This window comes from Alkalihalobacillus alcalophilus ATCC 27647 = CGMCC 1.3604 (assembly GCF_000292245.2).
GTDB classification, from domain to species: Bacteria; Bacillota; Bacilli; order Bacillales; family Bacillaceae_D; genus Alkalihalobacillus; species Alkalihalobacillus alcalophilus.
The window spans coordinates 17,614-41,799 of the sequence record NZ_ALPT02000003.1 but is presented as its reverse complement, the minus strand read 5'-3'; the positions used below and the strand labels follow the sequence as shown (position 1 = coordinate 41,799).

The window sequence follows — 24,186 nt, the reverse complement described above, 5'->3', positions numbered from 1 at the left end:
CGTAAAAAAGGAGAGTTGGCATAAAATATAAGACGAACAAGGCTGGGTTCGGCGTAAAAGGGAGAGTTGTCGAAAAATATAAGACGAACAAGGCTGAGTTCGGCGTAAAAGGAAGAGTTGCGATTAAATTATAAGCCAAACAAGGCCGAACTCAGCGTAAAAGGGAGAGCAGCCGAAAAATATAAGACGAACAAGGCGGAACTCGGCACAAAAAGAAGAGCTGTTCTCTAAAAAGTCATATGTTTGACCATTTGGGAACTTCCTTTATGATTTTACGTAGGGGGTCAACTTGCGAGTGGCAGTCGATCTTCTATTAAATTTGAATCTTCTGTAAATCATCTTGACCTTAGAGTATACTCCAATGTTAGCCTAATGGTAAGGAGGAGAAAACATGTATATTAAAGAATTTGCTAATAAGTTTCATTTAAGTAGTGATGCCGTTCGTTATTATGAAAAACAAGGTTTGCTCAGTCCTATTCGATCAGAAAATGGGTATCGATTTTATGATGAAAAATCTGAAATGCAGATGAAGTTAATACTAGTCTTAAAGCAGTTAGGATTTTCATTGCAAGAAATTGATTTTATTCTGACTCTTGAGCAAAAGCCTCCTTCAATTGAATGTATGGAAGAATCGTCAAAGGTTTTTAAGAAAAAGATAGTAGAAATTGAAAATCAAATGGAATTTCTTCAACTTTCTTTATTTTCCTTACAAAAGGTTCAAAATATGATTGATACAGGAATGTATAGAGACAATAAAAAACTTATGGAAGAAAAGTTTGATGAGCTATATCGGAAAATGGTCAAGGGGGTTAGAGGGTATGTCTCTACAGAGTTTGATAAGGATTGAATATGCTGTTGCATTTCTTTTGTGTCTATTTCTTTATATCTATCTTGATTACTCTTTATTTTTATTTGCGCTTTTTTTATTACTTCCTGATGTAACAATGATTGGGTACTTCATTAATAATCAGTTCGGGGCTCGTCTATATAATGTAGGACATAGTTTTATTATTCCAATGATTTGTATCATTTTCGCATTGTCGATGGGTGTATCGAGTTTACTTATGGTTGCCCTTATTTGGTTCGCTCATATTTGTATGGATCGGGCATTAGGGTTTGGATTGAAATATACCGAGCATTTTAGAGAAACACATATTCAAAAAATAGTTTGATAGACCTAATATATTAAATATTAAGAGGCTTTTGTGATCGCTGCTCAACTTCCGTCAAAGGTTGATTATAAAAAGCCATTAACTTACTGAAATAAGTCAATCGCTATCTAGTTCATAATTAATCCGATTGTAAAAGGTACAGAAAATAACCAATACCGAGTCTTGGCTGGTAAAGATTCAAAGCTCATGGACTTCTTTTATCGAATGACTCCTAAAAAAGCGGCATCACTCATTGCAGAAAAGTTGAAATAGATAATGGATAAGACAGCGATTGGTCAAAGAGATTTGTTCTGGTGAAAGTGCTTTTGCGAAAACGGATCTTTTTTTTGATGGCTCATTTTTCATTCGCCTAAAACCATTCATTTTAATTTGTAAATAAAAAGACCGTCCAAAAGATTGAGACGGCCTCTCTATACTGTCTATTTCGCAAATGGAACATTCAACAATTCTGGTACGGTGACAAATTCGTAACCTTGTTCTTGCAGGGCCGGGATAATTTGATGAAGAGATTCGATCGTATTGGTTCTATCTCCATCCCAATCGGCCCCGTCATGCATCAGAATAATTGCACCTGGTTGAACGTTATCTAATACATTTGCAGCAATTGTCTCAGGCGGGTCTTCCTGCCAGTCCAATGAATCGACTGACCAACCAATAACTAAATATTGCATTTCTGCTAGTTTTTCAACTAATTCATTGTATAAAAAGCCATATGGTGGACGGAACAAACTTGTGCGGTAGCCAATAATGTCATTCAAAGCATCTTCTGTTCTCGATACTTCTCTTTCTAGAGTTTCAATGTCAGATTCATCAACAAGGTTAGGGTGGAAATAAGTATGATTGGCAATAACATGACCTTCATTTTGAATTCGCGTCACAATTTCAGGATAAGCAACGGCTCTTGAGCCTAATAAGAAAAAGGTTGCTGGAACATTGTATTGATTTAGTACGTCTAATACATCTTCGGTAAAGCGTGCGTCAGGACCGTCATCAAAAGTTAAAGCAATACGGTTTTGATCTGTAGGCCCTTGTAAAATAAACGTGTCAGGATAGCGTTGTTGTAGGAGGTTCATGTCAACGGGTTGCTGCCGTTGTCGTTCTGGATTTTCAGGTCCTCCTCTAAGATCAGGAAAATCTTTATCAGGTTTATCTTTTTTCCACCACTGCTGTGAAACATCACCTGCTGTATCCTTATTGGCAGAAACGGTCATGAGATCTGTCATTTGATAACAAAATAGAAGCCCAATAATTAACAACCACTTAAACATTCTTTCTTTCATTTATTCATCTCCTTTAGATTAAAAGCACAGTATTATTTTGAATAAAAATTGAATTTTTATTCAAATGGCAGTAATTAAATGATGAAAATGTTTTGGCATGGCTTGTCGTTTGTAACGTTTTATTGAACGATATAAGATTGACGTTTAACAATCGATAATTAGGGAAATTCCAAAATATATCTTTATTTCATTAAGAGGAGGTAAAAAAATGACGACAGTCTTAGCTGGATTTCAGTTATTACCAAACCAAAAGGAAGACCACACTGGTGGGATCATTGAGGAAACAATTGAAACAATCGAAAATTCTGGATTACGTTATCAAGTGGGACCATTAGAAACCGTTGTAGAAGGTGATTTTGATTCTATTATGACATTAGTTAAGGACATCCATGTTAAGGCATTTGAGGCCGGAGCTGATGAATTTTTCAGTAACATAAAGATTCATTATCGTGTGAAAGGCGTTTCGTTGGAAGATAAAAAAATATAGCTTAGATGTAAAAATAAGCAGTGGTGTTAAAACCCTGCTTATTTTTATTATTTATCTTCATGTATTGGTTATACTCTATATTTGGTTAATAAGCTTGTATGGGAGCGAGTGTATGTTTGGGTTTTCGAGATAAGAGAAGGAGTAGGAGCAAATCAATTGCTTATTTAAAAGCTTTCTTTTAAGCTTTAAAAGAACTTAACATACTTTTTTGTTTAGAAAGTATGTTAGTTTTTTAGTGATTTTGAAAAGGTTATTAAGAATAAATCAGTAGCTGGATATATAAACTACTTGTTGCGATACGTTAAGTATTTATGGAGGAGTGATAAAATGAACAAAGAGACGTCGAATTTCCAAAGAAAAGTTAAGGATCACTGGTATGTGAAGTACGAACAAGCATCTTTTCCGTTTATTCAAAAAGGCTGGATCTTACCAGTTGATCGTTGGGCTGATTTTGATCCTTTTATTTTAATGGCAGAAGATTGGTTTAAAAGAGGAGCATTTTCTGATCATCCTCATCGTGGATTTCAAACGATTACTTATGTAGTAGATGGTAGATTAGAACATATTGATAATGGAGGCGGCCGAGACATTTTAGAGCCTGGTGATGTTCAATATATGAATGCAGGCTGGGCGGCTCGCCATGCCGAAGAGGGAGTGGAGGATGATATTGCTCATACGCTACAGTTGTGGTTGAATTTACCGAAAAATCTCCGGAAAACGGCAACATCTTATCAAAATATTTATGCTGAGGATGCTCCGGTAATGGACATTGAAGGGGGCTCTGTAAAAGTGTTTTCTGGTGATTTTGGTGAAGTAAAAGGACCGCTTGATTCAGTCGTCCCGATAACATTAGCGGAAATCAATCTTGAAAAAGGAGCAAATTACATCCATTCTTTACCTGAAGCTCATAATGCTTTCCTTTATGTATTATCGGGCGATCTAGATTTGGGGAATGAGCAAGACGTGGTGCGTTTAACAAAACATGGGGTTGCTACTCTTACATATAATGAAGGTGGAGACTCCTTAAGGCAAAGTGAATTTAGAATCAAGTCAAACAGTCGACGCTCTAAAGTTCTAATCTATTCTGGTACTCCGATCAAAGAAGAAATTGTTCCTTATGGTCCTTTCGTTATGAATTCAATGGAAGAAATTAAACAAGCTTATACCGATTATCGAGAGGGCAAATTTGGTCCACCTGCGATTTAACTAAAAAGCGATCTAATGTATTGATAAAGGCTACCCTGATGCTAGGATTGCAGGGGAAATTTTGTCGAAAAGATTGTTGGGAAATGCGAGCATTCTTTTTGGGGTTTCTTAAAGGACGTGCGATAATATGAATGATAAACGATATTAAATTATCGGAATTCATCTAAATGAGGAGAGATGCCGAATGAATCACATAACGTTAAATAATGGATTAAAAATGCCTCAACTTGGCTTTGGTGTCTGGCAAGTGGAAGATGATAAAGCAACAGTAGCGGTAACGAAGGCGATTGAAACAGGCTATCGTTCAATCGATACAGCGATGATTTATCAAAATGAAAACGGTGTTGGAAAAGCTTTAAAAGAATCATCTGTCCCACGTGAAGAATTATTTATTACAACAAAGGTTTGGAACTCGGATCAAGGTTATGAAAATACTTTAAAAGCATTTGATGAAAGTTTAGAAAGACTTGGATTAGACTATGTGGATCTTTATTTAGTGCACTGGCCAACGCCTGAATTTGACGAATATGTTGATACATACAAGGCGTTAGAAAAGCTATACCACGATGGTCGTGTGAAAGCGATCGGTGTTTGTAACTTTGACATTGACCATTTAGAAAGAATTTTGGCTGAATGTGAAGTAAAGCCCGTCTTAAACCAAGTGGAATGTCATCCGTATTTAGCTCAAAGAGAATTAAAAGAGTTTTGTGCTAAGCATGATATTTACGTAGAAGCATGGAGCCCATTACAACAAGGGGGAGAAGTTTTAAATCTTGATGTGATTCAAAACATTGCAGCAACTCATGAAAAAACAGCTGCTCAAGTTGTTCTCCGTTGGCACTTACAAAATAACTCGATTGTCATTCCTAAATCCGTCACGCCATCAAGAATTGAAGAAAACTTTGATGTCTTTGATTTTGAGCTAACGCAAGCGGAAATGGAACAAATAAATCAGCTTGACCGTAACGAACGCAAAGGTCCAAAACCGAGTGAAATGAATGTAAGGTAAATATATATATTGGAAAAGCAGCCTACCACATCGTCTATATACGATGTGGTAGGCTGTTTAGTAAGAACGACTGTTTAGTTCTGTTTACGCTTTTTAAATAAAAGAGTGGCAAGTACAAATGATATGATAAACAAACCACCAAACCAGGCTAACGTTAACCAAAGGTTGTTATCAATCGGTGTCCCAAGCAGCAGTCCACGCACCGTTTCGATAAGCGGGGTCATCGGCTGGTTTTCAGCTAAAGCGTGTAACCAAGAAGGCATCGTCTCTGTCGGAATAAAGGAACTGCTTACATAGGGTAAAAATAACATCGGGAATGTGGCAGCGTTGGCGGTTTCGACACTTTTAGTGAGTAAGCCAATTGCGACAAACAGCCAGTTTAAAGAAAACATAAAAAAAGATAAAATGCCAATGACTCCGAGCCAATCGAGAAAGCTTGCATTTGGTTGGAAGCCAATAAGTTATGCCACAAGGAAAATGACGGTCGTTGCCATCGCGTTACGAACAAACCCTCCGATGACATGACCGAGCATTAAAGAGGACGGGAGGAGTGGCATCGTGCGGAAGCGTTCAAACAAACCACCTACCATATCTTGTGTAACACTGATCGTAATTAAAGAACTTCCAAATCCGACACATGTAATAATGACGCCAGGAACCACATAATTAACATAATCGGTGCCCGTTTGAATGGCACCCCCAAAAACATAAACGAACATGACCATAATCGCAATTGGTAAGCCGATAGCCATTAAGAGGGATTCAATTTGTTCTTTTCTTTCTAGTTTCTTTTGTTCTAAATCGGCTTCATTCAAGCGGGCCATATGAATCAAATCTCCTTAATTGATATTATTCTGTTTCTATTTTACCACGATAAAAGCCAACAATAAAAATAAAGCTCCATTGAGTAAGAAGTTAAGTACTTGAATGGATAGTAAGAACTTTCTAATCACAAGGGCATATGATGAGGTAGAGTAGGTGAATTTTAGAAAGGAAAGAGTGCCATGTTTAATCATATTCCATATTTTTATTATCAAAATAGACGGATGAATCATTCGAATGTTCCTTTAAGAAATCATCAATTAAATCATTTCAACAGGGATTATGGGCCACAACCTTATGTTGTCAACATTGATAGTGCTACAAAAAACAACCAATCATTTCGTAAGGCTTTATGGACAGGTGGACATTTACAGGTCACGCTAATGAGCATTGATGTCGGGGATGATATTGGTTTAGAAATACATCCTCAGAATGATCAGTTTTTACGGATTGAGCAGGGACAAGGGCTTGTTCAAGTGGGAGACCAGCCAAACCATTTAACTTATGTGCAACATGTTCAACAAGACGATGCGATCATTATACCAGCTGGGAAATGGCATAATCTACTGAATACAGGTCCCATCCCGTTAAAACTGTATTCCATTTATGCTCCTCCACATCATCCGCATGGAACTGTGCACGAAACGAAAGCAATTGCCATCGCAGCAGAGGAGCATCACCATTATTAATAGATAGAATGATTGAATTTTTAGTGTACTCCTATAAGATGCTCTAACGGGTCGACTGCTATTTATGTGGTCGGCTATTTTGAATGATTTTCTACTAGTTTGGGTCTATATTTAGAATATTCCGGGTATGACTTTTCAGCTAAAAATTGCAAATTTCTACAAATACGACAGAAAAGTTTAAAGCGATTATGGAAGGGTTTCAGGATATTGTTCCAAGAATGGAGGAGGTTGCTCTTATTTCAGGGCAAATTTCCCAAAACATAGAGGCGGTGAATTCGACGTCGAATCAACTGCTTGTTATTGCCAGCGAAAATGCATCCGTGGCCGATGAAATGGCAGGAGCTACCCAAGAACAACTTGCCTCGATGGAAGAGATCAAGCTACAGCAGTAACATTAGCTACATTAGCAGAGGAGTTACAGACTCTTATTCAAAAGTTTAAAGTATAAATATGAAGAGGTTACCAAAAGTCATTTTATGGATTTTGGGGCCTCTTTTTTTCTGCTTGGACTATATTTGTGGGGGATGAAAGAGGCAGTTTTACCTAATTTGGAATTTATAACGAAAACGCTGGCTGTGAGTGGTTTTTATTACGAATTGCTGATTATTCGAACCGAAATTGGAGAGATAGCGGAAATTCATTACCAATCTTCACTGAACTCTACACCTCGTCCCTCTGAAATAATTTATTTTTTTTGGTTAGAAGCAAAGTTGATAGGGAAAAGGATGTATATTTGAAATCATTTTTCCGTTAAAAGCAATTCATTTTTGCAATTGCTCAGAGAAACTTCATACAAGCTTAATCTTCCTTTACTTGTCTTTTAAGGGAGCTTAATAATAATCCAATATACTTTTAAATGTAAGTTACTTATTACTTAGGAGGAGTGAGATAATGAAGACTTTTAAATCGGTCGGAGTAGTGGCAAGCTTTTTTGTGATTTTAGTAGCTGTTATTTTCTTTTTTCGGTATGCAGGAGCAGAAGAGGTAGTAAATGAGGAAGCTTCCTCAGGAGAAGAGACCAAGAATGTGATTTTTATGATTCCTGATGGTTTTTCGGCGGGTTATGCAACAAACTATCGCATTTATAAAGGAGAAGAAACGATTTTTGATCAGATGCTTGTTGGAATGATGAAAACTTATTCAGAAGATAACTGGGTGACGGATTCTGCTGCGGCAGGAACTGCTATGGCAACTGGTGTAAAAACAAATAATGGAATGATAAGTGTTTCATCAGATGGAGAAGAGCTGAAGACGATTCTTGAAGCAGCAAATGAAGCCGGAAAATCAACAGGGCTGATTGCGACTTCAACTATTACACATGCGACTCCGGCCGTTTTTGCTTCTCATGTGGAGTCAAGAGGGAGTGAAGCAGAGATAGCCTTGCAAATGATTGAGAAGGTCGATGTTCTTTTGGGGGGAGGAAAAAGTAATTTTCTACCCGAATCAGAAGGTGGGACCCAACCCAAACAGCATGTCGTTGAAGAAGCGATGATGAAGGGATTTCAATTTGTAGAGACAAGAGATGAACTGTTAGCTATTCAAGAGGATTATCCTAAACTGTTAGGGTTGTTTGCAGCTGATGCGATGGCCTCTGAATTAGAGCGTGAATCTACTACAAATGAACCGAGCCTAGCTGAGATGACGGAAGTCGCGATTCAAACTTTATCAAAGCAAGAAAACGGCTTTTTCTTAATGGTCGAAGGTAGTCAAATTGATTGGGCCGGACATGCTCATGATGCGGCTTGGGCTATGACCGATACTGAGGCCTTTGAAGCAGCTATACAAAAAGCGATTGAATTTGCTGAACAAGATGGGAATACGTTAGTCGTTGTAGCAGGGGATCATGAGACAGGTGGCATGACGGTTGGGGGTTATGATGAATACTTAGCCAATGTTGACATTTTACATGATGTCAGTGCGACGGGAAACTATATGGCAAGTCAATTAAATGAAGAAAGAAGCAATGCACATGATGTTTTGGTACGCTATACCAACATCGAGCTGACCAAAGAAGAGGAAGAGCGTATTATGGAAGCAAGTGATGAGGTGCTTGTGATTGTCATTAATGAGATCGTGAGCGAGAGAGCTTATGTTGGTTGGTCAACAACGGCTCATACAGGAGTCGATGTTCCACTCTATGCCTATGGTCCATCCTCTCACTTATTCCATGGTGTTCTAAATAATACAGACATACCAAAACGAATAGCTAAAGCAATGAAGCTTGAATTAAATGTGGAAAATCATTAATTGGCAATAAAGATGCTATGATTAGTATCGAATCAAAGGACTTAGAGGTGAATGGATCTCTGAGTCTTTTTTGATTTCCTATTAGATTTGTTTTAGGACAAAAGAGAAAGTGGAGGTAGTCAGAATGTCCAATAACTCAAGTTTAAAGGACAAAGGAGAAAAGGAAGCGAGTCAGAATGTCCAATCCCCCAAGTTTAAAGGACAAAGGAGAAAGTGGAGGTAGTCAGAATGTCCAATATCCCAAGTTTAAAGGACAAAAGAGAAAGTGGAGGTAGTCAGAATGTCCAAGATTCCAAGTTTCAAGGACAAAAGAGAAAGTGGAGGTAGTCAGAATGTCCAAGATTCCAAGTTTAAAGGACAAAGTAGAAAGGGAAGGTAGTCAGAATGTCCAATAACCACATTTTAAAGACAAAAGAGAAATAATAAGTCTCAAACTGTCCTACAAACGCCACTCTTCCAGTGCAATCACCATATATAACCTCTACGGTTGTTATATAATTTTTTGAGCGAAATTTTAAACAACCATAAACCGCTACCTTTTCAATATAGGGTCTTTTAAGTAAAGGGGAAATGAGCAAAGGGTAGTATTCGAAATTTATACAATTAATTAAATTGTTGTATTATTTAGTCAATTTATTATATACTTCTAATGTAAGGGCTTTCAATGGAACGGAGCAGAGGAAGCTCTCAAAAATTGGTGCAACGAAGAGGAGGATTTACATATGAAAAACAGATGGCTAATTGCTTTGGCCGCAATCTCCATCCACCTGTCAATTGGTGGGGCTTATGCTTATAGTGTGTATACTTACCCGGTTAGTGAACAGATGGGATGGACAGCTACAGAAGTTACCATTGCTTTTACGATCATGATGGGATTAGCAGGTACTTCGGCTGCTTTCTTTGGAAAATTCGTGGAAAAGAGTGGTCCAAGAAAATCAGCTTTGGTTGCTGCTGTCCTTTTCGGAATTGGGCAGGCGGGTTCAGGTGTTGCGATAATGATTGACTCACTTCCATTATTTTTAGCAATGTACGGGATTGCAAGTGGCTTAGGGCTAGGAATTGGTTATATTTCTCCTGTATCGACGCTTGTAAAATGGTTCCCGGATCGTCGCGGGCTAGCAACGGGTATGGCTGTCCTTGGTTTTGGTTCAGGGGCATTAATTACTGCACCAGTCGCTGATAGTTTAATGAGCTCAATTGGGATTGAATCTACCTTTTATGTGTTGGGTGCCTGTTATTTCTTATTAATGGTAGCTGGAGCTCTTTATATCGCTCCACCAGCGGATGGCTGGATGCCTGCTAATATGAAAAAGGATATCGCGTCTGGAAAAAAAGTTGTCAAAAAAGATTTACAACAACTTACAGCATTTGAAGCGGTCAAGACAAGACGATTTTGGATGCTATGGACGATGATGCTGATTAATACGACGGCTGGAATTATGATGATTGCCGTTGCTTCGCCAATGGCACAGGAAGTAGTAGGGTTATCAGCAGCTGCGGCCGCCACAATGGTTGGGATCATGGGGATTTTTAATGGAGGTGGCCGGTTGGGTTGGGCCGCTTTATCGGATTATATTGGGCGACCGAATGTGTTTGTCATTTTCTTTGCGATACAAGTAGTTGCATTCTTAACACTACCATTTACAACGAGTGTTATTCTCTTTCAGCTGTTTATATTACTTGTTGTAAGTTGTTACGGCGGCGGTTTCTCGAACCTACCAGCCTTTGTCGGAGATTTATTTGGAACAAAACAACTAGGGGCCATTCATGGTTTTCTGCTAACAACATGGTCACTTGGCGGTGTATTCGGTCCGGTAATTGTAACACAAATTTATGACCGTTCAGGCAGTTATACACCTGTTTTTTTCGTTTTCTTAGGACTCATTTCAGTTGCCTTTATCGTTTCGATTTTATTAAAATTCGATATTAAGAAGAGCGAGCAAAAGTTAGCAGCAAGTCAGAAGCAGATGATCTCATAGGTGGTGCCTGTCACCACTCGAACGTTGTTGGAAATGCTCGGTTTTGTTGAATGGGATATGGTTGATAAAAGGACCGTCTTAAAGGGGTTACCCGTTTGAGACGGTTTCTTTGAATGGAGCGAGAAACTTTCTAATAGTTAGGGCATATGCTCAGAGAGAGCAAGAGAGTTTTGAAAGGAGAGACTATCATGTTTAATCATATTCCATATTTTTATTATCAAAATCGGCAGTTGCGACTATCGTGGGGAGTTTGTTCATGAGCTTTTCAAGAAAGTAAAAAAGGGGTATTTAATAACAACTAGTAATGAGGCAAAAATTAGTAAGGAGTACCTAGGGAAGTGGTTATGAAACAAGGAAGGGGGAAGAGCTGTAAGGAAAGTAGTTATGAAAAGGGGATGGAGGCAGGAAAAGGAGAGGAGTAACAAGAAAAGAGGTTACCAAAAGGGAGTGGAGGCAACTAAACAGTTGCTGTTACAAAAATAGAGGAGCGACCTGACTCCCCTATCTGTCTTTTTCACCGACGATGCCGTAAAAGAATAGCTTCGTTAGATCCTCAGTTAACGGTAAAAGGGTTTGGGCTATGTCTTTGCGTTGCATAAATTCTTTAAACATCTGTAGATAAAGTAACATAGCTTCATTTGAAATACTCTGATCGATATGACCTTGTTCTTTTCCTACATTAAATAATTCGATTAATCTAGGAAGCCCTTCTTTTATATAAAGTTCTTCGACATAACTTTTTCCGTTTGAATAATCGAGCATAAAATCTTGGAAAAATTTCTCTCCTATTTCATCGGCCAAATCACTTTTTTCAAACATCATACGTTTAATTTTTCTTTAAAAGGAAGGTCTAAGTCAAATAGTGCTTTTTGTTCTTCCCAAACTAGGTCGACATAATATTTAAAAACGTGCTGAACTAAATTGTCTTTGCTTTCAAAATAATTATATATAGTCACTTGGGACACGTTGGCTTTTTGGGCGATTTCCGCAATCGAAACCTTTTGAATGCCATATTCTTTAAATAAGGCTAGTGAAGCTTCTAAAATGTTCTTTTTCTTTTGTTCTTTGCGTCTTTCAAAACCATTCATTTCTTTCACCTCTAAAGTAAGTTTATCAAAATTATGTAATAAAACAATGGAAATAGTTCATAAAGTATTGTCAAAGGAGTTATTTTTATATATTATGAACTATATAGATAAAAATATTTCAAAACTAAATAAAAAATGTTGCTTATATGAGGAGTGAAGGATAATGCCTGTCATTGAAATTAACCATTTACAAAAAGAATTCGGCAAGTTTAAAGCTTTAAACGGAGTAAATCTTGAAGTGAAAAAAGGCGAGGTCTTTGGTTTTATTGGTCCAAATGGAGCGGGGAAATCTACGACGATTCGGGTTTTACTCGGAATTTTAAAAGCGACAGGTGGTAATGCAAAGATTTTTGGGAAGGACGTTTGGCAAGATGCAGTAGATATTCATCAACGAATTGCTTATGTTCCTGGTGATGTGAACCTTTGGCCAAATTTATCGGGGGGAGAAGTAATTGATTTATTCCTTAAATTACGTGGTGGAGGAAATAAGGAAAGACGCGAGGAGTTAATTCAACGATTCGCCTTAGATCCGACAAAAAAATGTCGTACTTATTCAAAAGGAAATCGGCAAAAAGTCGCTTTAGTTGCGGCCTTTGCATCTGATGTAGACTTGTTTATTTTAGATGAGCCAACTTCAGGGCTTGACCCCTTAATGGAGCATATTTTTCAGGAATGTGTATTGGAAGCAAAAAAGGCAGGAAAAAGCGTCTTGCTTTCGAGCCATATTTTATCTGAAGTCGAGAAGTTATGTGATCGAGTTGGAATTATTCGCCAAGGCAAAATCATTGAAACTGGGACGCTCGATGAACTACGCCACTTGACACGGACGAATATGGTTATCAAAACAAAAGAACCGGTCGTTTTGTTAAATGAGCTGAAGGGAGTTCACAATGTTCAAGAGGTTGATTCAGAGTTTACCTTTCAAGTGGATACAGAAGAAATTGATGCGGTGATTCGCCACATTAGTCAACTTGGTCTTGTAAAGTTAGAAAGTGCACCGCCAGCTTTAGAGGATTTATTTATGCGTCATTATCAAGGGACAGAACACAAGGATTCTAGGGTTGGGGGTACGGTGTAATGTATTCTCGATTATTTAAAGGCACAGTGGCGATTTCGAAACTGATGGTGAAACAACAACGCCTTAAAATTCTCTTTTGGTTGTTAGGCATAGTAGGCATTACGTTGGCTGCGGCAGCCTCTTATCCGAGTATTTATCCAGATGAACAATCAAAACAAGCTTTTGCCTTGACGATGGAAAATCCGGCGATGAAAGCAATGGTTGGAAGTGGATACGATTTAGCTGACGTAACGAATGTTGGAATTGGAGTTATTTTTTCTTATGAGATGTTGCTTTTTACAGCGATCGCTGTGGCGATAATGAGTATTTTACTGGTGAGTAAGAGTACTCGTGCTGATGAAGAGGATGGTCGGACTGAAATGATTGGCTCTCTTCCTGTCGGACGTCTCGCTTATTTAAGTGCTGCTACGCTTGTTTTACTTCTTACTAATGGACTTTTAGTTCTTTTGACTGGAATCGGGTTAGGTACGCTTGGAATTGAAGGAATTGATTTTAGTAGTTCTTTTTTATACAGTCTGGTTTTAGGGACAACTGGCCTCTTGTTTGGTAGTTTTGCGATTTTATTTGCTCAATTAGCGGAAACTTCAAAGGGGACAGTAGGGCTGTCTTTTGCTTTTTTAATTGGTACTTATCTTGTACGGGCAATAGGGGATGTTGGTAATGAAACGGTTTCTTTATTCTCTCCCCTCGGTTGGACGGTTAGAACGTCTGTTTTTTTAGACAATAATTGGTGGCCTGTTTTCTTATTAATGGGAGTTGCTATTATTGTTGCTACTATTGGATTCTTTTTAAATGCGATTCGTGATATAGACTCAGGGTTTCTTCCTGTAAAAAAAGGGAACAAACACGCTTCACGTTTTTTACAAACACCCATCGGTCTTGCACTTAGACTGCAGCGCACGAATATTATTGCTTGGGCAATTGGTCTCTTTGTACTAAGTGCTACTTTTGGATCGATTTTAGGAGAACTAGAAACTTACTTTGTCGATTTAGAAATTATGCAAGCCTTTATTCCTGAAGATTCAAGCAGCACGATGACGGAGCAGTTCGTCACACTTTTAATGGCGATTATGTCGTTATTTAGTGCGATTCCAGCTGTAATGGTCGTATTAAAATTGAAAGGGGAAGAAAATAAAAATCGGATGGAGTATTATTATAGTCGTGCCCTATCACGTACTAAAGTGCTCGGAAGTTATTACGTTTTAGCGATTGTCGTGAGTATGGTGATGCAACTACTACTGGCGGTTGGCTTATGGTCAGTTGGAAGTACGGTGATGGATAAGGCGTTATCATTTGGAAGTATTTTGGGGGCAGCTCTTGTCTATTTACCGGCAATTTGGGTCGTAGTTGGTTTGGCTATCTTGTTGGTCGGTCTAGTTCCAAAAGTAACGGCGGCTATTTGGGCATATATAGTGTATGGTTTTATCGTTGTTTATCTTGGCGATTTACTTGATTTTCCAGGCTGGATGAAGGGTATTTCAGTTTTTGAATATGTGCCACAAATTCCAGTCGATGAGATGAATGTTTGGGTGATGATTCTTTTAGTTATAGTGGCAAAAGCGATAACGATATGTGGATTCATTTTTTATCGGAAGCGAGATATAGCGGGGTAAGTTGAATCGGATTAATAGGGTGAAAAGGTGAAAAATGGGTTGGGTGAGCTTCTAGAAGATTGTTTAAATCTTTTGGGAGCTTTTTTTGTATGCGATAGGTAATGAGAATCGTGAGTTGCGGGAATTAGGGAGCGAAAAAGGTGTGATAGGTAATGAAAAGCCGGGCTGTGACGGATTTGAGTGCGAATAGAACGGAATAGGTAATGAAAAGCCGAGCTGTGTCGGATTTGAGTGCGAATAGAACGGAATAGGTAATGAAAAGCCGAGCTGTGTCGGATTTGGGTGCGAAAAAACTGGAATAGGTAATGAAAATCGCGAGCGGCAGGGGTTAGGGAGCGAATAAGAGTTGATAGGTAATGAAAAGCCGGGCTGTGACGGATTTGGGTACGAAAAAACTGGAATAGGTAATGAAAATCGCGAGCGGCAGAGATTATGGTATGAAAAAAGGGTGATAGGTAATGAGATGGGCGGATGGCCGAGATTACGGTATGAAAACCCGCAAACCCGTAATGAAAATATCAACAAAAAAGGATTATAATGATAAATGTAATAATATTCACAAAATTCATAGCCAAGCATACAAATATTTATGTTGTTTATGTTTTAATGGAAAAGAACAGATGGGAGTAGGGGAGAATGAAATGAAAATATCAGAGTTACAAGCTAATCAATTAACGGATGTACAGAAGACTGATTTTATCTTTCGTAATATTAAACAAGATCATAAAAAAGGTGATGTTATTTTTGTCCCTGGGAGTAGCAAGGCGGTTGAGTATCGATTACCTAAAGCAGTTGAATTATTTCAAGCTGGGAAAGCAAAAAAGGTTTTGTTCTCGGGTGGAGTTACTTGGCAAGGACAGCAGCTAACAGAGGCTGAACTCTTAAAAAAAGAAGCGATGAGGATGGGAGTTCCTGAAGAGGCGATCCTCGTTGAAAATATGTCCCTGCATACAAAGGAAAATGTGCTCGCATCCTTGCTTGTCTTAGACAGAGAATTTGATCTTCATAATATTAAACGGGTGTTAGTCGTCACTACTTATATACAAATGCTACGAATCTATTTAAGCTTCAAAACCTATATGCCAAGTTGGATTGAGTACTCTTTATATCCTGTTAATGACCGAACAGCAAGAGAAGATAATTGGTTCTTAACTCCTTATGGGCGACTAAGAGTGGAGACAGAAGTGGAGAAGATTATTCGATATGTAAATGAAGGAATTCTTATCGATGAAGAGGTCAAGATCTCAGACGGATAAATGGATTCTAGTAACATTATTAATGCAAAATCAACAAAATAGAGGGGCATGAATATGAATTATAAAATTATCTTTTTTGATGTCGATGGGACGTTAACTGATCATACAAATGGACACATTCCTTTATCTACTAAAAAGGCGATTGCAACTTTAGTAGAAAAAGGAATGAAGGTTGTCGCAGCAACAGGGAGACCTTTATCGATGTGTCATGAGTTAAGGGAGCTTGGGATTGAGACGTTTATTACTGCGAATGGAGGATATGTAAAACATCAACTAGAGGTCATATATAAATCACCTTTGCAAGCAAAAACGCTTTTAGAAGTTTGCAAATTTGCTGCTTTACATAATCAGGGACTTTCTTTTTTTACGGAAGAATTTACGATGAATGGTGTGCAAAATGAAGAGATAGCAGCAGCCTTAGCAGAAACGTTGTCGGTTACTCAATACCCGAGTGTCAAGGAGGAGATCTATAGACAGGAAGTTTTTTTAATGTGTTTATATGCTAATGAGGAGATGGTGAAAAAGTTTAAAAAGCAATTTCCACACCTTACATTTAGCAGATGGCACCCGTTTATTACGAACGTTTTGCAAGTAGACGTATCGAAATCGATTGCGATTAAAGAAGTGCTAACGTATTTTGGGTTGGATAAGTCAGAGGCGATTGCGTTTGGGGACGGAGGCAATGATCTTGATATGCTAGAGTTGGTAGGATTAGGTATTGCGATGGGGAATGCAAATGAATCGTTAAAAAAAGCAGCGGATTTTGTCACAAAAAAATCGAGTGAAGGTGGGATTGAGTTCGCTTTAAGAAAATTTGGAATCATTTAACTGAATCAATGATTTAGTCATTCTCTTTTCGAGTAAAGAGTGTACAAAAGGGCTTGAACAAGATTTAAGCTTTATCATTACAGCCTGCCTACTAAGCACTCCTAAAAAATGAGATAGTTTTACGGAAGTTAAAGCTAAAAAGAGAGTAAACTTGACCTATCAATAACAAAGAAGTAATACGACACGAAAAACGAGAAGAGCCGAGAATCGTGTCGTAAGAGCTATTTTGATGAGCTGGATGACTTTAGTTACATTGATTCCTTATATTCACTTCGTAACAGGCCCATTTGGATAATATCGTGCCACTTGCCTTTACGGAAAAGACTTTCGCGGCTCAATCCCTCTTGGACAAAACCGAGCTTTTTGTATAAATGAATCGCCTTTTTATTAAAAGAAAAAACGCGTAATGAGATACGATGCAAGTTCATTTCAAGAAACGCATAATCGAGTAATAATGCCAACGATTCTTGTCCATAGCCTTTGCCCCAGTAATCTTTATTGCCGATATCAATAATGCACTCAGCATTTCGATTTTTCGAATCAATGTTAATAAGTGAAACGATTCCTATGGCGATGTCGGTGTTGACATCGGTAATCATATAACTTTTAGAGGTTGTTGAACTTAAGATCACATTCTCAACAAAGGCTTTCGTTTCCTCATATGTATACAGATCGAGTGAGAGACTAGTTGAATTCATCACCTCTAAATCATTACGCCAACTATGGTAGATTTCACTATCTTCCATCACCATTTTTCTTAGCTGCACTCTTTCAGATGTTAGCATAAAAATCCCCCTTAAAAATAATCAATTCCCTAAATGATAACACTATATACATATTCTTAGTGATTAAAAGTCATTAGAGATTTAATAAACAGATAAGGGAAAATCCAAGTCCAACCAATACAATTGTTCCTAATAATCCTGCATAAAACACATTCAATCCTAGTTTCTTAAAGACGGCTAAATCAACGTTAAAGCCGACACCAGCCATTGCCATTCCGAGTAAAAGATAAGAAATCGTAATGAGTACGTTAATCAGAGGTTCTGGCAAAATTCCGACCGAGTTTATGGTGCTCATTGTTAGAAAGCCAACTATAAACCAAGGGATGGGGAGTGTTTGCGTCGTGAATCCATGTACGGACTTATCGCTATACTTAGCATTTCTGTTAATATAAAATCCGATTAAAATCGCAACGGGCACTAGTAGAGCGACACGTGTGAGTTTCACAACGAGTGCAATATCTTCTGATTCGGTTCCACCTGCTGAAGAGGCAGCGATAGTATGGGCGATTTCATGTAATGTTCCCCCGGTGAAGAGGCCAAATTGATAAGCCGAGAGTGGGAGCATAGGAAATAGAAATGTAAAAAGAAGGGTAAAGATCGTTCCTAAAATCGCAATAACAGCAATGCTGACAGCGGTAATGCTCTGTTTCGCTTTAACAAGTGGAACAATCGCCACAATTGCCGAGGCACCGCAAATCGCTGTTCCACATGCGGTTAAAAGGCTTAGCGTTTTATCAACTTTTAAAAGCCTAGCGAGCCAATAAACGACGCCAAGTGTAGTCACAAGCAAAATCAAAGCATACAAAAAAGTGCTCCAACCTGCAAAATAAATATCAGTTATATCTAAGCGTAGTCCTAATAAAATAATTCCTAGCCGCAGTAATTTTTTACTGGAAAATTCAATGCCCGTTCTCCATTCATTTTTCACCTTGAGTGTATGATTCCAGATTGTTCCTAAAATCATCGCGAGCACGAGCTGTCCGATGATCGTTAAGTAGGGAATTTGAGCTAATAATGCTGAGGCAACCGCAATAATGAGTGTGATTAACATACCAATATAAAATGAGCGGTCCTGTAATTGTTGATATTTCTTCATGATGTTCCCCCTGTCATGATTAAGGATACGCGAGAACTATCTATTTGTGAAATGAATATATATAATTATACTTATAGAAAATATTAATAATTGAGGGTGATGTCTATGCATCTAGACGAACTAGAGACATTTATCACATTAGTACAGGAGAAAAATTTTACTAAAACTGCGGCTAAGCGAGCATTATCACAGCCGACCGTAAGTGTTCATATCAAAAATTTAGAAAAAGAATTTGCTACAGCGTTGATTAAACGGACAACAAAACATGTGAGCTTAACACCAGAGGGCGAGCTTTTTTATGACAAAGCCTTGCAGATGAGAGATTTATATAAAGAGCTGCAAGAAACGCTATACGAGAAAAAAGAGCAAGCTTCTGGACTGATCCGAATTGGGGCAAGCTTTACGGTCGGAGAATATTTATTACCAAAAATCATTGCAAACTTGCATGCAGATCACCCACAACTAGACTTTCATATTACGATTGGTAATACGGATAACATGATTGATGCTGTTCGGCGTTTAGAGGTCGATATTGGATTGGTAGAAGGGACGAGTCATTCAAAGGATGTTATTCAGACGCCTTTTCAACAAGACAGACTCGTCATCGTCCGTTCACCGTTGTCTTCAAAAAAGATTCATACATTGACAGATTTACATGAACAAGTATGGATTATCCGAGAAGAAGGATCGGGGACAAGGCAATCATTTGACCATTTAATTCAAAGCCATAACATTAGGGTCGGGGCGACTTTTGTCTTTAGCTCAACCCAAGCGATTAAAGGAAGTGTTACGAGTGGCATGGGGATTGCCTTGTTATCAGAGGCGAGCATTCAAGAAGAATTAAAGCATGGCACTCTTGAAATCATTCCCATTGACGGTTTGTATGAAGAAAGAGCTTTTTCTTATATTTTGACAAAGGGGGCAAAGTCCAGTCGGAACATCCAACTGTTGTTAGAGTATTTATGAAGAAGAATATGGTGAAATTATTAAATTAAGTGCCTTTGAGGATTACTCTTACAAGGGGAATAGTTTCATGTCGAGTGAGCTTATCGCAGCGAAAACAGATTCATTAAAAAGTTCGAGAAGAAATGGCTTCCCGAACTTTTTTCTGTTAAAGGATCTTTGAGGTGTCCTCGTTGTTTGGAAAATGGTCAACCCTTCAAAAAATTTGAACTATAAATATAAAATGGATGTATTTGTGTTTAACTTTTTTCAATTTCGTAAGCAGTAATCCAATCACTATAGCTTCCTACATATAATTTGACCTTTTCGTAGCCAGCTTCTTTTAATGCGGCATAGATGGGGGAGGCGGTAACACCACTGCCGCAATAAACGACAATCTGTTCATCTTTGGAGACGATTTCTTGTAACTCTTCTGTTGGGGCAAGTGTCTGTTCATCTTTTAAGTGAGCCCAAAAATAATTACGAGCAGATGGAATATGTCCTGCAATTTTATCTATTGGTTCAGACTCACCTCGGTAACGAAATTCTTCTCTTGCATCGAGAAGGACACCAGATATGTGACCGTCGACTATCTTTTTTACTTCTTCTCGACTAGCATAAATGGTAGGAGCCCATTTAAGCTCAAGCGTTGTTTCTGGGTAGTGCGGAACAGCAGTATCAATAGCATAGCCAGCTTTTTGAAGTGCTTCAAATCCTCCATTTACAACATATACATGAGGAAATTGAGCGTATTTAAGCAGCCAGTAGGCACGGGTTGCATAAGGTTCTCCGCCGTTATCATAAAGGGCAATTACTTGTTCCTGCTTTAATCCAGACTTTTCAAATAGTTTTTGCAGTTTCTCATGAGAAGGAAGAGGATGGCGCCCATTCTTACTCGATAAGTCAGATAAATCCTGATTGAGATCCCAATAAATCGCCCCGTTAATATGGCCATTGTGATAAGCTTTGTGTCCTGCTGATAAATCAGTTAGTGAAAAGCGCGTATCAATAAAACGTACTTCTTTTGGAAGTTCCCCGGCATTGATAAATACTGACATATTCATTCCTCTTTTCTTATATAAGATATATTCAATCTTATCTTTAAAGCGTCTACAAAACCACCATGACGGAGTAAAAAATGGACCTAAGAGCAAATTGACAGGTGTCTGCCACCCTCGGTTTTTGTCGAAAAAGAAAAAGAACAAATCTCTCAATCACGATGAGAGGTTTGTTCTTTTTCGATTTTAATTGAGACGAGTCCTATTGACTAAACCCCTGCTTCTTGCTAATGATTCGAAGTTTTCGTTTGTTCTACAAATAATTCGTCCATCTCTTGGGCGAGTTGAAAGTCGAGGTCAGTCAATCCATTTTCATTCCAACTCGAGAGGCTGAGAATGACCATTTTATATTGAATCTGTATAAAAGGGTGATGATTTTCTCTTTCTGCGATAGTGGAAACATTATTTACGAATGTGATCCCATCCAAAAATTCGTTAAAACGGTAACGACGTTCAATCCATTTAGTCTCTTTTCTTTTCCATTTAGGGACTAAGGTTAATTGTTCAGTGATTTCTTGTTCATTGAGTTTTTTCATTTGGCCATTGTTCTCCGGTTGTAGATAACATCTAATCCATTTTGAATTAATCGCACGTAACGTTCATCTTGCTTTAATTTCTCAATTTGTATCAACAGTACTTTTTTCAGTGGTGATTGTGGATTATGTTTTTCTAGTAATTCAAGGATTTCTAATTGAAGCAGCCATTCTTCTGGACATTCAAGCATAATATTTTGAACAATACTTTGAAGAGGTGACTCTTGAAAAGTGGTCGCTTCGCGTATTTGTCTAACTTCTAAATATAATTCTTCTAATAGTGTCAGGGCATTCGCTGCTTTTTCTTCCTCTTCTACTATAATAGATTCCCCATAATAGGAGAGATGATCAGCGGCGATTGGACGTGCGGAAACGACTTGACTTCCTACGGCTAAATCATACGTACCCCATGACGGGTCAAATAATACTTCCTCTTTATAAGTCACGAGGCATTCCTCTAGTGTGATTAAAATAAGTGTATCTTGATGAAAAATGAGATTAGTGACATGACCAGTGAGCTCAACTCCACTTTCGAAAGTGATTCGAGTCTTTTGATTGATTTCAACACCAAGCTCTTTTAAACTTTGTTCCGTTTGTGCCTCTAACTGAACCCCTCCTAAAAGCTTTCCGATTGGTGCACCAAATCCATCAAGGTGAACCTCTTTTCCATGGTGGGCGAGCTGTTTATTCTGAACAGAAAGAGCACTAGGGCCAGAAGTTTTGACATAAATGGCCTCTCCGTCCGAGTCTTTAAGAAGCTCAGTGAATAATCCGGTGATTTGAAGTCCTGAGTTGTACTCAATATGGGCAACTTGACTAGAAGCAATCGCTTTTTCAATCGCTTCGGTCCCACCTTGTCGAAAGGCCATTGTGTTACCAAAATGATTCACTTCTTCAATCAATTGTTCGAAGCTTTCACAAACAAATAACTGGGTTTGCATAGAGGTTACATCATAACTGGTGGCAGCGGCATCCTCGATCGTAAAGCGACGTTTTTCTACTTCATTCGATAAGCAGTGTTTACTTTCGCCAACAGAGGAGAGTAGCCCAGCCCCAAAGATTTTAGGTTGTTGAAGGTCGCCAATTAGACCAAATTCAACTGTCCACCAAAAGATCCGGGAAATTTGTTCTGATTCAGAAAGACCGGTTACCGCTGCTTGCTTTTCTTTCAATTTCTTTTTGACCGCGTCGATTTCACTCTGTGATGAAGATGGATCCTCCATCACAATCGATAGCTCTCTTGTCGCTTCAAATACTTCATGTTCTTCTTTTGTTGCAAACGCATTGGCCCCGATATGACCGATTAATTTTACAAATTTAGAATAGGTTTCATTAAATAAAATAGGAGCGTGACCTGCCGCTTCATGTAAGATATCAGGAGCAGGTGTGTATTCAATATTCGATTTCTGACGAATATCTGTCGCAATCGGGAGGATTCCATGTGCTTGTAAATCAAAAAAAGCAGAGCCTGGAATTAATCCGTCAACAATAACGGCCCCCCAGCCGATTTTACTTAACTTTTCGTTCATGTCTTTTACTTTCGGGATGTTATCAATGTCGATTCCTGATGATTTTAACCCAGTTGTGAATGCCTCATGAGCAATATTTTCAAGGAAATGATGATTCTGCCTCATCACATAACGCCAAACGGCATGGTCGATTGGACTGTAAGCATTATAATGTTGCTGGGAAACAAACGGCTTTAAATGTGTAGGTATCGCTTTTTTCATAACTCATGACTCCTCACCTATTTTATTTTATGACTTAAAAATGACTTGACTGGAAAATCAATGGATCCAACTGTTAGTAGTCATTTATCCATCCTTCTATTAATGACGAATTTGCCATTTTCGACGTTTCTTTGGTGAAAAGAAGCTATTCCGGTCTCTTCGGGCTTCAATTCGGTTTTGACAAATTTGATTAGCCGCTTCAATGGTTGTGATGTCTCGTTTATCAGCTTCTTCAAAAACTTCAAGCAGTAATTGATAGATGGCTTTTGTTTTCGCTAAAACTCGTTTTTTATTAGGTGTGTATAGTTCATCAGTTACTTGGATAATACCGCCACTGCTCACAATATAATCTGGTGCGTATAGGATCCCTTTTTTCTTTAAGGTTAAAGCACTTTCTTTATGAAGGAGTTGATTATTAGCTGCACCTGTAATCGCTTTTACTTGTAATTGATTAATTGTTTGTTCATTAATGATGCCACCAATTGCACATGGAACAAGGAAATCAGCCTCTACACTATAAATATCATCATTTTTTACTGCCACGGCTTTTCTACCAAGTTGTTCTGAAATGTCGATGATTTTTTTCACTGTGTCCTCGTTAATATCGGTTACGTATATATCGGCTCCTTCGTTCAATAAGTGCTCTGCGACTTTAAAACCGACTTTGCCTAATCCTTGAATGGCAAAACGTCTGCCGGTTAAGTCTTCATTTCCCCAAAGTACGTTTGCAACGGCTTTAATGCTATAAAGGACACCGTAAGCCGTTGGAATCGATGTTTCTCCACCACCATCATATTCTTCTGGTAGGCCAGCAATACAGTTCGTTTCCTTATAAGAATGAACAAAGTCTTCTAATTCAGTGCCCATGTCGGTTCCTGTATAAAAGCGGCCATTTAGTGATTCGACAAATTGTCCATAGGCACGAAATAGTTCAGGTGTTTTATCTTTTGTTGGATCTCCGATAATAACAGCTTTCCCTCCACCGAAGTCGACATCAGCAGCGGCACATTTATACGTCATTCCCTCCGATAATTTTAAAACATCATCCAAAGCTTCCTCAAAGCTGGCGTAATTTCTCATTCTCGTTCCACCTAATGCCGGTCCTAATGTTGTGTCGTGAATGGCGATAATCGCTTTTAATCCGGTCTTTGGGTCATTACAAAAAACAACTTGCTCATGATTTTTCATTTTGTCAAACAAATCGATAGAGTTGTTTGTGAAATCTTCCATTTGATTATTTGATAGTGTCATTTTTTCCATTATGATTCCCCCGTAGTTTTTAAAATGG

At 38.3% G+C, this 24,186-nt stretch carries 24 protein-coding genes and 1 pseudogene; 15 read left to right on the top strand and 10 right to left on the bottom strand.

All coding sequences use genetic code 11. From position 1 onward, the window contains the following. The first annotated feature begins 391 nt into the window (after positions 1 to 391). Both BALCAV_RS01335 and BALCAV_RS01330 read left to right on the top strand, forming a co-directional pair. Positions 392 to 847, top strand: coding sequence for a MerR family transcriptional regulator (locus BALCAV_RS01335; protein WP_003321532.1), 456 nt, complete (start codon positions 392 to 394; stop codon positions 845 to 847). Then, positions 819 to 1,172: a DUF4260 domain-containing protein gene (locus BALCAV_RS01330; protein ID WP_003321533.1), complete on the top strand. Its 354-nt coding sequence runs from the start codon at positions 819 to 821 to the stop codon at positions 1,170 to 1,172. The genes BALCAV_RS01335 and BALCAV_RS01330 overlap by 29 nt, the downstream gene beginning before the upstream one ends. A 419-nt stretch (positions 1,173 to 1,591) precedes the next feature. Here the strand turns inward: BALCAV_RS01330 and BALCAV_RS01325 are convergent, their stop codons facing one another. Further along, positions 1,592 to 2,452 carry a polysaccharide deacetylase family protein gene (locus BALCAV_RS01325; RefSeq protein WP_003321534.1) on the bottom strand — a complete coding sequence of 287 codons (861 nt, stop codon included), beginning with the start codon at positions 2,450 to 2,452 and terminating at the stop codon, positions 1,592 to 1,594. Positions 2,453 to 2,660: 208 nt separating this feature from the next. Between BALCAV_RS01325 and BALCAV_RS01320 the strand changes: the two genes are divergently transcribed. The 3 genes from BALCAV_RS01320 (at position 2,661) to BALCAV_RS01310 (ending at position 5,154) form a co-directional block, all read left to right on the top strand. Beyond that, positions 2,661 to 2,939 (top strand): thiamine-binding protein, encoded by a 279-nt coding sequence (locus tag BALCAV_RS01320; protein ID WP_003321535.1) that lies wholly within the window; start codon positions 2,661 to 2,663, stop codon positions 2,937 to 2,939. A gap of 327 nt (positions 2,940 to 3,266) precedes the next feature. Continuing rightward, positions 3,267 to 4,145 carry a pirin family protein gene (locus BALCAV_RS01315; protein WP_003321536.1) on the top strand — a complete coding sequence of 293 codons (879 nt, stop codon included), beginning with the start codon at positions 3,267 to 3,269 and terminating at the stop codon, positions 4,143 to 4,145. Between the two features lie 184 nt (positions 4,146 to 4,329). Next, positions 4,330 to 5,154 carry an aldo/keto reductase gene (locus BALCAV_RS01310; protein WP_003321537.1) on the top strand — a complete coding sequence of 275 codons (825 nt, stop codon included), beginning with the start codon at positions 4,330 to 4,332 and terminating at the stop codon, positions 5,152 to 5,154. A gap of 74 nt (positions 5,155 to 5,228) precedes the next feature. Here BALCAV_RS01310 and BALCAV_RS21920 read toward each other — a convergent pair. Continuing rightward, a pseudogene (locus BALCAV_RS21920) lies at positions 5,229 to 5,906 on the bottom strand (ABC transporter permease). Positions 5,907 to 6,158: 252 nt separating this feature from the next. Here BALCAV_RS21920 and BALCAV_RS01300 point away from each other — a divergent pair. The 4 genes from BALCAV_RS01300 (at position 6,159) to BALCAV_RS01280 (ending at position 10,891) form a co-directional block, all read left to right on the top strand. After that, the gene (locus BALCAV_RS01300) at positions 6,159 to 6,665 is read left to right on the top strand and encodes a cupin domain-containing protein (protein WP_040323321.1); all 507 of its coding nucleotides are present in this window, start codon (positions 6,159 to 6,161) and stop codon (positions 6,663 to 6,665) included. A gap of 146 nt (positions 6,666 to 6,811) precedes the next feature. Further along, positions 6,812 to 7,057, top strand: coding sequence for a hypothetical protein (locus tag BALCAV_RS01295; protein ID WP_003324292.1), 246 nt, complete (start codon positions 6,812 to 6,814; stop codon positions 7,055 to 7,057). A gap of 499 nt (positions 7,058 to 7,556) precedes the next feature. Further along, positions 7,557 to 8,912 (top strand): alkaline phosphatase, encoded by a 1,356-nt coding sequence (locus BALCAV_RS01285; protein WP_003324290.1) that lies wholly within the window; start codon positions 7,557 to 7,559, stop codon positions 8,910 to 8,912. Positions 8,913 to 9,634: 722 nt separating this feature from the next. Next, complete coding sequence (locus tag BALCAV_RS01280) at positions 9,635 to 10,891, top strand: L-lactate MFS transporter (RefSeq protein WP_003324289.1); 1,257 nt, start codon at positions 9,635 to 9,637, stop codon at positions 10,889 to 10,891. 501 nt (positions 10,892 to 11,392) lie between these two features. Here BALCAV_RS01280 and BALCAV_RS23195 read toward each other — a convergent pair. After that, on the bottom strand, positions 11,393 to 11,713 hold the full coding sequence (locus tag BALCAV_RS23195; protein WP_326938279.1) for a hypothetical protein: 321 nt from the start codon (positions 11,711 to 11,713) through the stop codon (positions 11,393 to 11,395). Further along, entirely contained in the window at positions 11,710 to 11,979 is a 270-nt protein-coding gene (locus BALCAV_RS23190) for a TetR/AcrR family transcriptional regulator (RefSeq protein ID WP_326938278.1), read from the bottom strand. Before BALCAV_RS23190 ends, BALCAV_RS23195 begins: the two co-directional genes overlap by 4 nt. Before the next feature lie 163 nt (positions 11,980 to 12,142). Between BALCAV_RS23190 and BALCAV_RS01270 the strand changes: the two genes are divergently transcribed. The 5 genes from BALCAV_RS01270 (at position 12,143) to BALCAV_RS01250 (ending at position 16,754) form a co-directional block, all read left to right on the top strand. Next, positions 12,143 to 13,057, top strand: a complete 915-nt coding sequence (locus BALCAV_RS01270; RefSeq protein WP_003321543.1) for an ABC transporter ATP-binding protein — start codon at positions 12,143 to 12,145, stop codon at positions 13,055 to 13,057. Continuing rightward, positions 13,057 to 14,670 (top strand): ABC transporter permease, encoded by a 1,614-nt coding sequence (locus BALCAV_RS01265; RefSeq protein ID WP_003321544.1) that lies wholly within the window; start codon positions 13,057 to 13,059, stop codon positions 14,668 to 14,670. The genes BALCAV_RS01270 and BALCAV_RS01265 overlap by 1 nt, the downstream gene beginning before the upstream one ends. 346 nt (positions 14,671 to 15,016) lie before the next feature. Then, positions 15,017 to 15,208, top strand: a complete 192-nt coding sequence (locus BALCAV_RS01260) for a hypothetical protein (protein WP_040323319.1) — start codon at positions 15,017 to 15,019, stop codon at positions 15,206 to 15,208. A gap of 103 nt (positions 15,209 to 15,311) precedes the next feature. After that, positions 15,312 to 15,926: a YdcF family protein gene (locus tag BALCAV_RS01255; RefSeq protein ID WP_003321546.1), complete on the top strand. Its 615-nt coding sequence runs from the start codon at positions 15,312 to 15,314 to the stop codon at positions 15,924 to 15,926. A gap of 54 nt (positions 15,927 to 15,980) precedes the next feature. Continuing rightward, complete coding sequence (locus BALCAV_RS01250) at positions 15,981 to 16,754, top strand: Cof-type HAD-IIB family hydrolase (protein ID WP_003321547.1); 774 nt, start codon at positions 15,981 to 15,983, stop codon at positions 16,752 to 16,754. 248 nt (positions 16,755 to 17,002) lie between these two features. Here BALCAV_RS01250 and BALCAV_RS01245 read toward each other — a convergent pair whose 3' ends face one another. Further along, complete coding sequence (locus tag BALCAV_RS01245) at positions 17,003 to 17,539, bottom strand: GNAT family N-acetyltransferase (protein ID WP_003321548.1); 537 nt, start codon at positions 17,537 to 17,539, stop codon at positions 17,003 to 17,005. 73 nt (positions 17,540 to 17,612) lie between these two features. Beyond that, entirely contained in the window at positions 17,613 to 18,635 is a 1,023-nt protein-coding gene (locus BALCAV_RS01240; RefSeq protein WP_003321549.1) for a YeiH family protein, read from the bottom strand. 105 nt (positions 18,636 to 18,740) lie between these two features. Between BALCAV_RS01240 and BALCAV_RS01235 the strand changes: the two genes are divergently transcribed. After that, the gene (locus tag BALCAV_RS01235) at positions 18,741 to 19,601 is read left to right on the top strand and encodes a selenium metabolism-associated LysR family transcriptional regulator (RefSeq protein ID WP_003321551.1); all 861 of its coding nucleotides are present in this window, start codon (positions 18,741 to 18,743) and stop codon (positions 19,599 to 19,601) included. Between the two features lie 236 nt (positions 19,602 to 19,837). Here BALCAV_RS01235 and BALCAV_RS01230 read toward each other — a convergent pair whose 3' ends face one another. The 4 genes from BALCAV_RS01230 to BALCAV_RS01215 all read right to left on the bottom strand — a co-directional run bounded on the left by BALCAV_RS01230 (position 19,838) and on the right by BALCAV_RS01215 (position 24,158). Further along, positions 19,838 to 20,635: a sulfurtransferase gene (locus tag BALCAV_RS01230; RefSeq protein ID WP_003321552.1), complete on the bottom strand. Its 798-nt coding sequence runs from the start codon at positions 20,633 to 20,635 to the stop codon at positions 19,838 to 19,840. Between the two features lie 227 nt (positions 20,636 to 20,862). Beyond that, positions 20,863 to 21,171, bottom strand: a complete 309-nt coding sequence (locus BALCAV_RS01225) for a 4a-hydroxytetrahydrobiopterin dehydratase (RefSeq protein ID WP_003321553.1) — start codon at positions 21,169 to 21,171, stop codon at positions 20,863 to 20,865. After that, complete coding sequence (locus tag BALCAV_RS01220; RefSeq protein WP_003321554.1) at positions 21,168 to 22,898, bottom strand: aromatic amino acid hydroxylase; 1,731 nt, start codon at positions 22,896 to 22,898, stop codon at positions 21,168 to 21,170. Before BALCAV_RS01220 ends, BALCAV_RS01225 begins: the two co-directional genes overlap by 4 nt. 99 nt (positions 22,899 to 22,997) lie before the next feature. After that, the gene (locus BALCAV_RS01215; RefSeq protein ID WP_003321555.1) at positions 22,998 to 24,158 is read right to left on the bottom strand and encodes a Leu/Phe/Val dehydrogenase; all 1,161 of its coding nucleotides are present in this window, start codon (positions 24,156 to 24,158) and stop codon (positions 22,998 to 23,000) included. Positions 24,159 to 24,186 lie beyond the last annotated feature (28 nt).

Excerpts from the sequence above, each read along its gene's own strand:
- BALCAV_RS01230 (WP_003321552.1), bottom strand. The coding sequence starts at position 20,635 with ATGTCAGTATTTATCAATGCCGGGGAACTTCCAAAAGAAGTACGTTTT.
- BALCAV_RS23195 (WP_326938279.1), bottom strand. The coding sequence starts at position 11,713 with ATGATGTTTGAAAAAAGTGATTTGGCCGATGAAATAGGAGAGAAATTT.
- BALCAV_RS01335 (WP_003321532.1), top strand. The coding sequence starts at position 392 with ATGTATATTAAAGAATTTGCTAATAAGTTTCATTTAAGTAGTGATGCC.
- BALCAV_RS01225 (WP_003321553.1), bottom strand. The coding sequence starts at position 21,171 with ATGAAAAAACTCAATGAACAAGAAATCACTGAACAATTAACCTTAGTC.
- BALCAV_RS01330 (WP_003321533.1), top strand. The coding sequence starts at position 819 with ATGTCTCTACAGAGTTTGATAAGGATTGAATATGCTGTTGCATTTCTT.
- BALCAV_RS01255 (WP_003321546.1), top strand. The coding sequence starts at position 15,312 with ATGAAAATATCAGAGTTACAAGCTAATCAATTAACGGATGTACAGAAG.
- BALCAV_RS01325 (WP_003321534.1), bottom strand. The coding sequence starts at position 2,452 with ATGAAAGAAAGAATGTTTAAGTGGTTGTTAATTATTGGGCTTCTATTT.
- BALCAV_RS01265 (WP_003321544.1), top strand. The coding sequence starts at position 13,057 with ATGTATTCTCGATTATTTAAAGGCACAGTGGCGATTTCGAAACTGATG.
- BALCAV_RS01215 (WP_003321555.1), bottom strand. The coding sequence starts at position 24,158 with ATGGAAAAAATGACACTATCAAATAATCAAATGGAAGATTTCACAAAC.
- BALCAV_RS01285 (WP_003324290.1), top strand. The coding sequence starts at position 7,557 with ATGAAGACTTTTAAATCGGTCGGAGTAGTGGCAAGCTTTTTTGTGATT.
- BALCAV_RS01280 (WP_003324289.1), top strand. The coding sequence starts at position 9,635 with ATGAAAAACAGATGGCTAATTGCTTTGGCCGCAATCTCCATCCACCTG.
- BALCAV_RS01240 (WP_003321549.1), bottom strand. The coding sequence starts at position 18,635 with ATGAAGAAATATCAACAATTACAGGACCGCTCATTTTATATTGGTATG.
- BALCAV_RS01310 (WP_003321537.1), top strand. The coding sequence starts at position 4,330 with ATGAATCACATAACGTTAAATAATGGATTAAAAATGCCTCAACTTGGC.
- BALCAV_RS01270 (WP_003321543.1), top strand. The coding sequence starts at position 12,143 with ATGCCTGTCATTGAAATTAACCATTTACAAAAAGAATTCGGCAAGTTT.
- BALCAV_RS01320 (WP_003321535.1), top strand. The coding sequence starts at position 2,661 with ATGACGACAGTCTTAGCTGGATTTCAGTTATTACCAAACCAAAAGGAA.
- BALCAV_RS01220 (WP_003321554.1), bottom strand. The coding sequence starts at position 22,898 with ATGAAAAAAGCGATACCTACACATTTAAAGCCGTTTGTTTCCCAGCAA.
- BALCAV_RS01245 (WP_003321548.1), bottom strand. The coding sequence starts at position 17,539 with ATGCTAACATCTGAAAGAGTGCAGCTAAGAAAAATGGTGATGGAAGAT.
- BALCAV_RS01315 (WP_003321536.1), top strand. The coding sequence starts at position 3,267 with ATGAACAAAGAGACGTCGAATTTCCAAAGAAAAGTTAAGGATCACTGG.
- BALCAV_RS23190 (WP_326938278.1), bottom strand. The coding sequence starts at position 11,979 with ATGAATGGTTTTGAAAGACGCAAAGAACAAAAGAAAAAGAACATTTTA.
- BALCAV_RS01300 (WP_040323321.1), top strand. The coding sequence starts at position 6,159 with ATGTTTAATCATATTCCATATTTTTATTATCAAAATAGACGGATGAAT.
- BALCAV_RS01250 (WP_003321547.1), top strand. The coding sequence starts at position 15,981 with ATGAATTATAAAATTATCTTTTTTGATGTCGATGGGACGTTAACTGAT.
- BALCAV_RS01235 (WP_003321551.1), top strand. The coding sequence starts at position 18,741 with ATGCATCTAGACGAACTAGAGACATTTATCACATTAGTACAGGAGAAA.